General features: G+C 39.4%; 12 protein-coding genes. 4 read left to right on the top strand and 8 right to left on the bottom strand.

From position 1 onward, the window contains the following. Positions 1-155 precede the first annotated feature (155 nt). The 7 genes from N1I87_RS06915 to prsW all read right to left on the bottom strand — a co-directional run bounded on the left by N1I87_RS06915 (position 156) and on the right by prsW (position 7,450). Entirely contained in the window at positions 156-803 is a 648-nt protein-coding gene (locus N1I87_RS06915) for a flagellar brake protein (protein WP_169799145.1), read from the bottom strand. 118 nt (positions 804-921) lie between these two features. Then, positions 922-2,268 carry a germination protein YpeB gene (gene ypeB / locus N1I87_RS06910; protein ID WP_003355169.1) on the bottom strand — a complete coding sequence of 449 codons (1,347 nt, stop codon included), beginning with the start codon at positions 2,266-2,268 and terminating at the stop codon, positions 922-924. A 12-nt stretch (positions 2,269-2,280) separates the two neighbouring features. Beyond that, positions 2,281-3,042, bottom strand: a complete 762-nt coding sequence (gene sleB, locus N1I87_RS06905) for a spore cortex-lytic enzyme (protein WP_327802871.1) — start codon at positions 3,040-3,042, stop codon at positions 2,281-2,283. 678 nt (positions 3,043-3,720) lie between these two features. Continuing rightward, complete coding sequence (locus tag N1I87_RS06900) at positions 3,721-4,044, bottom strand: polysaccharide deacetylase family protein (RefSeq protein ID WP_341101127.1); 324 nt, start codon at positions 4,042-4,044, stop codon at positions 3,721-3,723. A 206-nt stretch (positions 4,045-4,250) separates the two neighbouring features. Next, positions 4,251-5,453: a transposase gene (locus N1I87_RS06895; protein ID WP_096550413.1), complete on the bottom strand. Its 1,203-nt coding sequence runs from the start codon at positions 5,451-5,453 to the stop codon at positions 4,251-4,253. A 106-nt stretch (positions 5,454-5,559) separates the two neighbouring features. Then, on the bottom strand, positions 5,560-6,468 hold the full coding sequence (locus N1I87_RS06890) for a polysaccharide deacetylase family protein (protein ID WP_341101126.1): 909 nt from the start codon (positions 6,466-6,468) through the stop codon (positions 5,560-5,562). A gap of 307 nt (positions 6,469-6,775) precedes the next feature. Then, positions 6,776-7,450 (bottom strand): glutamic-type intramembrane protease PrsW, encoded by a 675-nt coding sequence (prsW, locus tag N1I87_RS06885; protein ID WP_341101124.1) that lies wholly within the window; start codon positions 7,448-7,450, stop codon positions 6,776-6,778. 107 nt (positions 7,451-7,557) lie between these two features. Between prsW and N1I87_RS06880 the strand changes: the two genes are divergently transcribed. The 3 genes from N1I87_RS06880 (at position 7,558) to N1I87_RS06870 (ending at position 10,851) form a co-directional block, all read left to right on the top strand. Then, positions 7,558-8,535 carry an asparaginase gene (locus tag N1I87_RS06880; RefSeq protein WP_341101123.1) on the top strand — a complete coding sequence of 326 codons (978 nt, stop codon included), beginning with the start codon at positions 7,558-7,560 and terminating at the stop codon, positions 8,533-8,535. A 199-nt stretch (positions 8,536-8,734) separates the two neighbouring features. Continuing rightward, positions 8,735-10,018 carry an IS110 family transposase gene (locus N1I87_RS06875; protein WP_270584767.1) on the top strand — a complete coding sequence of 428 codons (1,284 nt, stop codon included), beginning with the start codon at positions 8,735-8,737 and terminating at the stop codon, positions 10,016-10,018. Positions 10,019-10,434: 416 nt separating this feature from the next. Continuing rightward, a complete protein-coding gene (locus tag N1I87_RS06870) occupies positions 10,435-10,851 on the top strand; it encodes a CBS domain-containing protein (protein ID WP_048623585.1) in 417 nt (138 codons plus the stop codon). 215 nt (positions 10,852-11,066) lie between these two features. Here the strand turns inward: N1I87_RS06870 and N1I87_RS06865 are convergent, their stop codons facing one another. Beyond that, positions 11,067-12,386: an MFS transporter gene (locus N1I87_RS06865; protein WP_341101121.1), complete on the bottom strand. Its 1,320-nt coding sequence runs from the start codon at positions 12,384-12,386 to the stop codon at positions 11,067-11,069. Between the two features lie 271 nt (positions 12,387-12,657). On the opposite strand from N1I87_RS06865, the gene N1I87_RS06860 reads away from it, so the two are divergent. After that, positions 12,658-13,536: an IS982-like element ISGsp1 family transposase gene (locus tag N1I87_RS06860; protein WP_011231214.1), complete on the top strand. Its 879-nt coding sequence runs from the start codon at positions 12,658-12,660 to the stop codon at positions 13,534-13,536. Positions 13,537-13,668: the final 132 nt, after the last annotated feature.

The raw sequence follows: 13,668 nt of genomic DNA, 5'->3' as shown, positions 1-13,668 counted from the left end.
AAACAAAAATGTTTTTTCCATTTTCCTCCTTCGAACTATCGGAGGTGAACCACCATTTGTTTTGGATTCACAGAGAGGATGAAAAGCATTTTGAAAGTCCTTTTTCATCATTGATACCGCGCATCCAGTCCGTATTCAACAACATTAGAATATCACTATTCGAGCAGACCTTTTTTTCTTAATAATAACTGTCTTTCAAAACTAAAGCGGAGCAAAAGCTGGCGCTCAAAAGCAGTCGTATCGGAAAATTGAATATAAGCAATGGAATTATGGCCTTCATCCGAAACTCTGACGATTTCACCTTTTAATTTTAAATAATGAAATTCACCGGACTGCATTGGCAACACCATCAATATATTCAATTGTTCTTTCTGCTTCAAATCCAGATGTTTAGGAATGATTACAGCGGCCCCTCCTGCGCTTATGTCCTTTGTAATGGTGGCAAAAACTTCATCGCTCCCCTCTTTCGAAATCGAGACATCTACAGAGGTTTCCACCCGAACGAACCGTCGCCGTTGAATCCGTATATATTTTTCTTCGCCCGGATCTTGTATGACCATGGTCGGGATTTGTTTTATTTCTTTTCCGATCACCGTTGTCTGAAAAGTATAGACTGAATTTTTTTCCGCAATAAACGTAACTTTGAACATTGTTCCGTCCATAAAAAAGCGAGATTTATTTGTCTCCAAATGGACTGGATAATCAACGTAAAGTATACCGGGGCCTTTATCGACTACCCGGCATTTATAAAGTTCTTCATTTTCATCGACCGTCTTCAGCGTTAATATTGACCCGATTTCCAACATTCCATCACCTGTTTCCTCAAAAATCCATCTTTATTATGCCATGAAAAAGATGAGGAATCTATAAGGAAATGCGGAATGCCGACTTCAACGACTGATAAAGAAAATCTCGTTTCATTTATAGAACATCATTGTAAATAGGTTCTGCGTTTTCTAATTTTTCAACTTTCTCTTCGTCTCCTGTTTCAGCATTAATATAAATGCGGTACGTATCTTGATCAAGCGTTCCCAAAAATTCATAGCACAGCACTTCTTCATCCAAATCATTGTTTATCACGGCAAGGCGGCTCTCTTCAATTTTCACATTGCTATGAATCATTTTTTTCGCATCGCTGACTGATAGTTTCGGCTTTGGAAGTTGTCGCTTATGATGATGATTTAAATAGTCGGAAGCGACTAGTCCCATCACCTCGCCATTATCAAGGGCCACTTTGATTTTCACTGCTTCCGGGTAGATCCTTACTCCATTTTGGTTGGAAACGAAAGTGAACACCCCGATATGATCATACTGAGCGCTGTCCACTCCCTCCAGATTTTGAAAGTGATGTTTTTTTAAAAATCTTTGGGCTGTTAAATAAGCTTCATTTAAACTCAGTTTTTGATTCGCCACGTCTCTGTTCACCATATACCAAATCGGATAACCGCCTTTTTTCGTTACATCCATAGTGCCTTCAGCTCCGTCGCTTTTAAAAGAAACGCTATAAAATCCAAATTCCGAACCATCCCCGTTTTTGGTTACTTTCACATTCGATATGTTTGAAGAAGGAGAAAACGATTTGGCAATCTGGACAGCCTCTTTTCTGGAAATTTCTTTTCCCGGAAGCTGATCGAATTGCGGCTTTTTCGCTTTTGTCGAAATAGAAGTCACGCCGTTGACATCTTCTTCTCCATATCCCCCTACTGTTTTCTCAACGGTCTTAAAACCGTCAATAATCGTATTGTCGGAGGCTTCTTTGCCATTCGCAAGCGCCATTTCGACGTCCATCCAGCGAAGATTGTTTTTCAATACCATGTGCTGGACTTGGCGCAGTTCATTTTGAATGTCTGCCGACTGTTTATATAACTTTTTCAATTGACTGTACTCTTGTTCTGAAAGAGGCTGCTTATTCAAATCGCGGATCGCTGTTCGATAGCTGAAGTTTCCTATGTTGGATAGAAATTCTTCGGTTTTATTAAACGGAAGCAAAGAAAGCGGCAGTTGTCCAACGTCGGTATGAGCTTCAGAAGTCAACCTCCACACATCCGCCAAAGCAGGCGATAACTGTTTCTGTGAATTCATGGCCAACGTGGCTCCAATTTTGTCGTGGAGCATGTCTACTTGGTACGTCAAATCATGAAAAGCTCGTTGATAATTATTTTCGGCGTTGATCAACACAGCGTTTTTTTCTTTATGCTCTTGGTATCCCCAAAGAACCGTTCCGGCAAGTCCCAATGTCAAGATGACAACTAAAATGTATCTGATCATTTTTCCACCCCTTTACCGACAGAAAATATGTTTACCAATTTGCTTGATTTGCGGACGCGACCAAATCCATTTGCTCGTAGCCGTGGCCGGATTGAAATAATAAATCGCTCCATCGCTTGGATCCCATCCATTAATCGCATCCAGTACAGCTCTTTTGGCTGTCTCATTTGGAGTCAGCCATATTTGTCCGTCTGAAACGGCGGTGAAAGCTCCAGGTTCGAAAATGATACCGGAAATCGTTTTTGGAAAAGACGGATGTTCCAGACGGTTTAAAATGACAGCAGCGACTGCTACTTGTCCTTCATAAGGCTCTCCTCTCGCCTCGCCGTACACCGCGTTTGCCATCAGTTGAATATCATTTTGAGAAAAACCGGGCGGAGTATTTGCTGCAGTAGGCTTTATTTGGCCGCTGTTACTATTTTTCGTTTGCTCGGTTCCCCCGTAATAGGTAAAATTTTTTCCTTTGTAAATTTGTTCTTTCACATAGTTTTCATCATATTTGGAAGCTTTTACAAGTTTTTGTTTCGTTGCATCACCCACCAATCCGTCGACCGGCAGCCCAAATGCATTTTGAAAATTTCTTACCGCCCAATAAGTTCCCCACCCGAAAACTCCATCAATTTTTCCACGGTAATATCCAATATATTGAAGCCGTGCTTGAAGTTCGATCACATCATCTCCAAATGCTCCTCTTTGAATGACCTGGTTGGAAAAAGCATTTGCTCTAAGATTTTGACAAGGGGAAAAAATAATGAAACTTAAAATAACCATCATCCGACCCATTAAAAGGATCCATCTCCAACTTTTCATGTCGCAAACCTCCAAACCCTGTTTTAACATTAACCCTATTTTTCGTTATCCTTGTCTTTTTATTCCAAACTTCTAACACCAAAATATAGAAATAAGCTCAGATCCTTCTGTATTCCATCACCAACGAAAACTATACCGCTTGTCTTTCACTCATTCTTGTCACTGATGTCTTCCTTAAAAACAGCCCCTAAAAAGACAAAAAAAAGAACGATACAATGTATCGTCTCAGATTGTAGACAAAAGGCATTTTGAATGTCCTATTCGGTTACCTTTTTCAATTTTTCAGCATTTTTATAATAGAATTTTCATTGATGATTTTGACTCTGTAAACTTTTCAAGAAGAGGTTTTAACATTGAACTATCATGAACGTTACCAATGTGTAACCATTGTCACTAGGATAAAGCTATTTCTATCCGCAGCTGCATGAAATGAATAGGCAAATTGCTTAGGTGCCTTATCATTTTGTATTTTTATTTAGCATTTCATCCAACTCATTTATATCTCTGTACCTTAATTATACAAAAAGACTGCCGACAAATCCGCATTTTTCGGATTTGCCGACAGTCTGAAACGAAAGGATGATCATTGCGTTTTCCTATGCTAATTTTACACTTCAAAATGGATTTCATTTAATTTATTTTTTAATTGACTAAATACTTGAATAGAGGAAGTGATATAGTAGGCGTTACAATGATGCGAGGGATTAAAAATGGATTATCTCCCATCTTTGCATAACCTTCAGTAGTAGTAAATGCACTTTTGAATCCAAGTTCTTTTAAAATCTTAATAGTCCGATGATTGTATTGTCCAAATGGATAAGCAAAAGAATCGGCATTTAATATTTTTTGACTTAAAGCAATATCAGCTTTGACAACATTGTATGGCTTTGTGACGACATCGGATTGATTATGATTTATATTATGAAGATTATTTGTATGGCTTTGATATTCAAAAATGTCTTTCATTTGATTCATTTCCTGATAAGATAAAAAACTTTCTTTGTTTGGATTCCAAGGCTTTGATATTTTGAGCATTTTGCAAAATTAGATTTTTTGGATAAAAGTATAAAAAATAAAGCACTCGACAAATAGCTACCAGCATGTTATTTTACAAAATATTACAATAATCCTGTTTTTGGGCATACCTGCAGAATTTTTCACATTGAATTTTTTTAAGCGGCTTTCTTCCCTTTATTTTCCTTTGCCATCGCTAGCGCTGAAACAAGTAATACAATAGCGTTCAGGTAAATATGGCTCTTTACTTTCTCAATTCCCCATACATGTAGGGAGTTCGCCGTAAGGTAGCTTTTCATTCTTGAATTACAGCGTTCTACACTTGTCCTCTCGTTGTAAAGCTCTTTCCAACGTTTTGTATCACGGTGCGGATTGGAATATCGGCGCACATCCTTTTTGATGTCGACTTTTACCACCATTCCATAGTTGGAAGATGAACAGGCTGCCATTCCTAATGGGCAATCCACTTTGCCGGTTGCGTGAGGACATCTGAACTTGAGCTGGTCCTTATCAGCTCCCCAATAAGTCATTTCATAACCCATGGAACAACGCGGAGTTCCATTGGAAGAAATCCCTTCAGGAGGCTCTTTTTCGTTGCGCAAATTGAGCGGGATAATGGCTTGCGCTCCAATGTTTTTGGCTGATTCATAGTTTTTTAGTTGGTCATATCCGCCATCCATGATCAGAAATTCAATTTTGGATTTGGTACGCTCTGCCACTTGCTCTATTAATTCTGGTGCGACTTCTCCATCGTTCACATGGGCAGGGGTTACTTTTATGGCCATTGGCAGTTCGCTTGCGGTATCGACTGAAAGATGCATCTTATAGCCAAACCAGGTAATTTTATTGCCGAAGGAATCATATTTTGCGCCCCAATTGGCATTACCCGTTTGTTCACTACGCTTTTTGGGCTGTTTCTTTTCATAGGCATCAATGGCGGCACTGTCGATGGCCTGGTGGCTGCCGTCAATTATTCCTTCCTCCTGAGCTAACTGTACCAAGTCAAGGAAGATCTTTTCAGCCAGCTTTTTTTTGGTAAGTGCCGCAAAAACCCGGCTGAGAGTGGAGATAGACGGTGCGGGGCGATCAATCGATAAACCGCATTGATAACGGAAACGAAGGTCTTTATCCAATCGATGATGAAGGGCGGTAAAGGTGTCGATGCCTTCGAGTGGGGCAGCGATGAGAGCCCTTAGAATCCCTTCTCTGGAATGACCGTCAGCCCCTCGGGGTGAAGAACTTCTCAACTGTTTAGCATAAGGGCGTAAATCAAGCGAGCTAAAAAAGATAGGTAATTTCTCTTTTGACTCTAATTTTTGCAGTTCTTCAAAGGAAAATAGGCTTTCTTGTAGAATATACAAAGTGACTTCCTCCTTTTGAATTTTTTGTTGTTTCGTCACTTCAAAAATTCTACATTTTAGGGGTGAAGTCCTTTTTTATGTCTTTGAAATCCTTATGGCTCTTGGGTCAAAAAATATGCAAAATGCTCATTTTAGATATTCTAGCAGTAATTATAAACTCTGTAGCCTTTAAGTGATATTTTTTTAAAACAGGATAAGCATAACGATAAACAGATTGTATCCCATCATCAAAGGTTATTAACACAGTTTTCCTAGGTAAAATCATCTTGCCGTTTAAATAGTTTGCTAAATCCCCTGTAGTAATGGAAGTAAAATGTTGTTGGTACAAATAACTCATTTGTTTATTAAATGACTCCGGCGTGATAGTCGCAGCTGAATGTCGAAATAATTTATTCTCACTTTTTTCTAAAAGATGATGATACGTTAATACAGGAATACCGTGATCCAATTTGACACTCGTGCGTTTTACATACCCAATTTTTCCAGCGATATCAATTGTTAACCATTTTTTATTATAAACGGACATAGGATAACGCTCTTCTTTTGGCAACGATGCTATTTGTACTAATGGTCCTTTGTAATGGCTGTAAACAGGTGTGTTATTTGTTGTAATATAGTATTTTAAAATAAGATTTCTATTAAGATCACCTTTTAAATGTTGTGAGGGTTTGGTTAATAATACGACATCTTTTTTGGAAATTAAGCCATAATTATTGCCAACTCTAATCTCATACCAATTATTATTATAAAAATCTTTTGAATTGATTTCTTGTCCTTTAGTTAGAGTTGCAATAACAATTAATTTTCCATCCAAAGATTCGTAAATTGGAACATTATTTTTATTAGTTTTTAAATATTGGTTTACGTTTACGTTTAAATTTTTAACCACAATGGCTTTAGGTTCTTTTTTCTTTAAACTGCTGATTTGGATAAATTGTTTAAGTTCTTTATAACCGAGTATGACCAATCCAAAAACAATGAAAACTGAAACAAGTAGCGCTACTTTCTTTTTCATATTTGTTCACCCTTGTTGTTTTTTATGTTACATCGTTTTTTAAGTATAACTTATGGTTTGTAATGTAAAATGATTATTTCAATTACTATTATATTAATCTTTCATAATAAATATCATAGTATTTATTTGTTCCATTCATCAATTCGGGCTTTTAAAGCTTGTGGACAGCCATAATCGGACTGGTATCAAGTGTATTCAATTATTATTCTCTTTCTAAACTTTCTTAAATAAACGCAACCGTTAGCCACCTGCTCTTCATACTAGAAGAGTCTTATTTATCCTGCTGCACTTCACCTAAAATGGAAGTCTATTTTGACAACAGACCTTTTTTATAATGTTCCGTCACAATGCGAGCATCTTTAACTTTTTTGAGACCGAGCCACCATAAAAACAGCATGAACGGTATGATGACATACATCCATGTCTCCTTTAAAAATAATATATAATCGTAAAGCCCATGAAGAACGAAAGGCAAAAACAAAGAAAGAAACAAACCTGTTCGTTTTTTCCCGGGGCTGGAAAATTTCGATTTTCCCAAATAATAGCCCATTATGACTCCAAAAAGAGCATGGCTGGAAACCGGAAGCAAAGCTCTCGAAAAAGCAAACTCAACTCCATTTGCGATCAAATATAAAATATTTTCTACAGTGGCAAACCCTAATGACACACTAGTTGCATACACAATGCCATCATATGGCTCATCAAACTCTGCATGTCCGTATATGGCATAAAATAAAACAAGCCACTTAAACAATTCTTCAATCATTCCCGATGAGAAAAAGGCTTGCAAAAAGTCAGAATGAACGATTCCTTCCGCGGAAAACACATATTGAATAAACATGACGGGCAAGGTTAAAAAGCCACCGTAAATAAACATTTTCAAAACGATCAGTAAAGGTTCTGTTTCATACTGGTCTTTTAAATAAAAATAACAGAGGAGCGCTAGTCCAGGAGCAATTCCGGCGGATAAAACAGTAAGCATACATGGTCCTCATTTCTATCTGTTTAGTTTCATGTTAAATTTATCATGTAAAGAAAAGAAATGAAATGATTTTCTATTTAAAAAATTGCAGGTAGGAGGTTTTTCGGTTGAAAAAAACCATATTAGTCATTCATACCGGAGGAACCATTTCCATGCAAGAAGATAAGAAGACAGGAAATGTACTTCCTCGGCAAAAAAATCCTTTAACAGAAGCTGAAAAAATATTGAACCAATATGCCAATATCATCACCGAAGAACCATTTCAACTTCCATCTCCTCATATTACGACAAAAGAAATGTATGAGTTGAAACTCTTAATTGAAGAGAAACTGAAAGAACATTCGGTGATTGAAGGGGTTGTGATCACCCACGGAACAGATACGCTGGAAGAAACGGCCTATTTTCTGGACCTTACCGTTCAAACTTCTATTCCCATTGTGTTCACCGGAGCCATGCGGTCAAGCAATGAAATCGGGGCCGACGGACTATACAATCTGATTTCTTCCATTAGAGTGGCGTCATGCGAGGAGGCAAAAGACAAAGGAGTATTGGTCGTCCTAAATGATGAGATTCATGCCGCCAAAAACGTCACCAAAACCCATACCAGCAATGTTTCAACTTTTCAGAGTCCTCAATACGGTCCGATCGGCATTGTCACGAAAAGAACGGTTCTTTTTCATCATACGCCCGTCTCCAGGGAACATTATCCGATTTTGGACATTTCTCCAAAAATCGGATTACTTAAAATTCATTCCGGCATGGATTCGAGTTTGTTTTATGCGTTAAAAGACTTAAATTATGATGGCGTGGTCATTGAAGCGCTCGGACAAGGCAATGTACCTCCTGCTACCGTTCCCGGAATTAAAAGCCTTGTGAAAGCGGGAATTCCGGTCGTTCTTGTTTCTAGATGCTTCAACGGAATTGCTGAGGATGTGTATGCCTATGAAGGTGGGGGGAAACAATTAAAAGATTTGGGCGTTATTTTCTCGAATGGTCTGAACGGCCAAAAAGCCCGGATCAAATTGCTTATCGCTTTGTCCATTACGAAAGATGTTCAAAAAATTGAAGAAATGTTTCAATTGTAATCAATAGATGTAGGCCGCAAGGAAAGAATTCTTTGAATAGGTTTGAACACGCAGCAAATACTATGTATGCACTACACCATTAAAGGAGCTATTCCTGTAATGAAGAAATTTGAGGTTTGAAACAAAAAGAGCCCTCTTGGTATAGTACAGGGTGTCAATGCATTGACCCCGAATTAATAATTACCAAGGAGGACTCAAGATGAATTATACGCAAAATCGTAAAATCTCGCAAATTACACCATCAACATTAATTGTAGGCATTGATATCGCCAAAGACAAACACGTCGCTCGAGCTCAGGATGATCGAGGAATCGAATTTGGAAAAAGACTGATCTTTGAAAATCGCATACATGGCTATCAAAAACTGCTTGATTGGGTTTCGAGGCATCAAAAGGAACACCAAAAAACACATGTCATTTTTGGTGTTGAGCCGACCGGTCATTTCTGGCTGAGTCTGGCCTATTTCTTGACTGCTAAAGGTTATGACTTTGTCTTGGTCAATCCTATGCATGTCAAAAAAACTAAAGAGCTGGATGATAACTCTCCAACTAAAAACGATACGAAAGATGCACGTGTGATTGCACAGCTGATTAAAGATGGGCGATACTCCGTACCAAATCTCTTAGATGGCATCTATGCAGAGCTAAGAGAAGGCGTCAAATTAAGAGATCAGCTCATCCAGCAGCTTATGATCACAGAAGGTCGTATTCAAAATCACATCCAGCGTTACTTTCCGGAGTTTTTCGATGTATTTAAAGACTGGGAAGGAAAGGCAGCTCTTTGTACATTAAGAAACTTTCCATTCCCCTCTCAGATTAAAGAAATGACATCAGAAGAAGTTCTTGCGAAATGGAAACAAGAAGTAAACCGTGGTGTAGGAATCAAACGAGCTACAAAGTTAATAGAAGCAGCGAAAAAGAGCATTGGTATCCAAATTGGTATCAAGTTTGCTAAACGTGAATTGGATTATTTACTCGATCAATATGAGCTATACAAAGAGCAATTAGGACAGTTAGATAAGGATCTGGAAGCACTTGTAGTAACGATACCTGGAGCGAAGGAAATGATCAATATTCAAGGCTTAGGTCCTACAACAGTCGCGCTATTCTTCGCTGAGGTCGGGGATATAACAAAGTATAGTCATCCCCAGCAATTAGTAAATCTGGCAGGGCTGTCATTACGTGAACATAGTTCCGGGAAGTTTAAGGGGCAAACCAAGATCACAAAACGAGGACGAAGTCGATTGCGAAGAGCTTTATACTTGGCCATTCGTCCACTCGTTGCCCATAATCCAACGTTTAAAGCCCTGCATCAATACTACACAAAGCGTCCTGATCGACCTTTGAAGAAACAGCAGTCACTGATTGCCTTGTGTTGTAAATTACTACGTGTCTTATTTGTCATTGGTCAAAAACAGTGTGAATTTGATGGTTCAAAGTTATTGAGAGGTTTGCCTCAAATCGATTCATTACAGGCAGCTTAAGGCTTTATTAAGTTCATGAAATCATTTCAGAATACCGTAATTATCTCAAATGACAAACACCAATAGTGCAGAGTTGGAGCTTATTTATTCCATACGGGCATGTGACCCAGCAAAGGAGCATATCCAACCTCCACCTCATGGATACGCAGGACGAAGGAATGTATGGAATTCAATCCGGAGAGATGTGGGAGGGTTAGCGACCGTGAGTGATGTGGAGATGATGAAGCACGGTTATACCTTATTTTTACCAAATAAATACAATTTGGTTGATAGGATGCCCCCTACCATGTAAATTATTTAAAAAAATTCAACATATATCCATTAAATGAGGTGTGTATTCTATTAAGTGTCTATGAAATTTTGAGAAAAAGCGAGTATTCGGGAGAAAAATAAACTTTATTGAGGGAGGAAATGTCATGAAAGTGCGTGATATCATGTCATCCAATATTGAAAGCTGCTCTAGTCAAGATTCCTTGCAAACAGTGGCCTCTAAAATGAAACAATTGAATATCGGTGCCCTTCCAGTCGTAGAAAACGGCCAAGTAACTGGAATGATTACGGACCGCGATGTAACTATCCGTGCGGTAGCTGATGACAATGCCAACAAAAATGTAGAGCAAGTCATGACTCATAATGTCGTTTCAGTCAGTCCTGACGCTTCTGTTGAAGAAGCGGCTCAATTAATGGCACAACACCAAATCCGCCGTCTTCCAGTCGTAGAAAACGGTCAAATTGTCGGCATGGTTGCTCTTGGCGACCTATCCGTCAGCGAAAAATCGAATGAAAAAGCCGGAGAGGCACTCACTCAAATTTCTCAGCAAAATTTACAATAATGCCCATAATATGGTCATAGGGGTTCCCATATAGGGAGCCCCTGTTTGTTATGGCGTTTTCCATTTTGAACAAACGTTTGAGTCGCTTATCCATTATTCATATTTTATTTTAAGCGTAAAAGCCATGGATCATGAAGAGATTCTGCCGACGAATCATTTCCGAAATATATCTCAACATCTCGATTCATTCACAGACAGATCTAAATATCCATTCCTCAACCTTCGATCTTAGATATGTTCGAACGAGCATCAAACTGCAGTTCTTTATCTATCTCTTGATTCGATCTGTCTTTCACTGTCCATATAGCAATCGAACTGATCAATGCAGCCAAAATGATATAAAGAGCAACAGGTACATATGATTGATGAAATTCAGCCAATAAAGCGGTTGCCACTAATGGTGCTGTCCCCCCCGCAATTGCCGCTCCTAGTTGATAGCCTAACGAAATGCCTGTATATCTTATTTTTGCTGTAAAGATCTCTGAAAACAACGTGCCTTGGACAGCATTAATCGATCCCCAAATCACACCGAGACCGATGACCGTTGCGATAATTAATAGCGCTACAGATTTTTGTTGAAGCAACCAAAAATATGGAAACGCATACAAAATAGTCAAAACAATTCCACTAACGTAAATCGGTTTACGTCCAATGCGATCAGACAACATTCCAATGAAAGGAGCTAAAATAGTGGCAGTGACTGATCCAATAAGAACAGCGGTTAAAGCAGACGTTTTACTAAAATGTAAATTGGCAGTGGTATAAGAAACAACAAACGTACCAAATATATAAAATGGTGCCGTTTCCACTACTTTAGTACCCATTGCAATGAATACTTCTTTCCAATGATAGCGAAGAGTATCCACTAATGGGATTTTGGAAACTTCTCCTTTTTCTTGGGCTTTCTTAAAGGATGGAGTCTCTTCAATTCCTTTTCTAATCCATAACCCTAAAATAACTAATATCGCACTTAATAAGAAAGGAACGCGCCATCCCCATGACATAAAATCTTTTTCCGGCAGCAACGTCATTACTGAAAGGGCTAGCGTGCCTAATATCAACCCTAGTGAAATACCCATTTGTGGAACACTGCCAAACAATCCTCTTTTATCTTTTGGAGCATATTCCACGGCTAATAAAACGGATCCTCCCCACTCTCCGCCAAGCGCTAAACCTTGTATAAATCGTAAGCAAGTTAAAAAGATAGGAGCCCATATTCCAATCACTTGATAGGTAGGCAGTATCCCCATGCCAAATGTTGAAATCCCCATCAAGCTAAGCGTTAAGACCAACGTTTTCTTTCTCCCGAGTTTATCTCCTATATGGCTAAAGATAATCCCGCCAACAGGTCTTAGAAAAAACGCTAAAGCAAAAGAAGTATAGGCGATTAATAAACCGATCGTGGGGCTTTTGCTGACAAAAAAGAGCTGATTAAAAACTAGCGATGCCACGGTTCCGTATAAAAAATAATCAAACCATTCAATGGCACTGCCAACTATGCTTGCAATTAAAACTCTCCACATACTTTTCTCCATCATTCTCTCCCTTTCCTTTGTTCATATCAAATAAGAATATTCTTATTTTTTTGCTGATAATAACGTTATAACTTCTTGCTTTTTTATGTCCTCCCCCTTGTTTACTTTGACTCATCATTAAAGGTTAACTGGTCATCTGATGACCTGGTTATAAAAATATTTTTTTACCCGTGGTGCTAGATAAAACTCAGACAAGCATAAAAATAGCCCTTGCTGGCGGATCTCCAGTAGAATGAAAGTGTCACCCAACATTCGAAAGGAGAGATCCCCCATGCAAGAGCACTTTCATTTTACTACAGATCCAGCCAAACTTCAAAAACAATATGCCGCTATTTTCTGTTTTGTTTCTGCCCAACTGTCGTTGATTCAAATGTATCTTCATCGCCGCAACCGTCACTTGGTCAAGCAAGAAGACGAAGTGGTCATGGCGGTTCACCTTTTGGGGAAGCTGCTGGGCTTTTCTTCCGAACGAGCCTGGCATCGTTTTGTCACGGGAAATTTGTTCACAAACGGCTCGTTTCTTGAACGCTCCCGATACAACCGCCGCTGCCGAGCGCTTGGTTTCGCCATCAAATGGATCCGTCATGAGCTGGCGAAACGTGGCCAACACCATGCTTATGCGGTCGTCGACAGCTTGCCTCTTCCGTTGTGCCATCCCGCAAGAATGCAGCGCGTCAAGCGGTTTCGAGGGATCGCGGATATGGGGTATTGTGCTTCCAAAAAGCAATGGTACTACGGTTTCAAGCTGCATCTTCAAGTGACCAATCAAGGGCTGGCCATGGGCTATGTCGTGACGGAAGCGTCCTGCCACGACGTCAAAGCCGCTGAAACGGTGATGACTCAAATCCCTCATCCCTACAACTTTGGGGACAAAGGGTACATCAGCCACGCTCTTCGAGAAAAGCTGTACGAAGAACACCAAGCCGCGTTCTGGACACCGTCTCGACACAATCAAAAGCACGGCCCATCCAAGGCATGGGAAGAATGGATCAGGAAAAAACGCAAAGTCATCGAGACGGTGTTTTCGATTCTCGTAGACCAATACCGGATCACCGACATTCGAGCGAATTCCATTGCCGGGTTTGAAGTGGCACTCGATGGCATCTTGTTGGCTTATTCCTTGGTCACACTAGGGCTGGTTGAGCGCTGACACTCAACTAGCACCACGGGTTTTTTTTATATTATCATACTCATTTTGTTGTTTAACATTATTTCCGAAAGAAGTCTCCCACTTCAAGCGTGTGAAGGGCGATAGCCCAACGATAAGTGGGGAGATGAATTT

The sequence above is a fragment of the Bacillus sp. FSL W8-0102 genome (assembly GCF_038007225.1).
Classification (GTDB): Bacteria; Bacillota; Bacilli; order Bacillales; family DSM-4216; genus Bacillus_O; species Bacillus_O smithii.
This window is presented reverse-complemented; position numbering and strand designations above follow the sequence as displayed.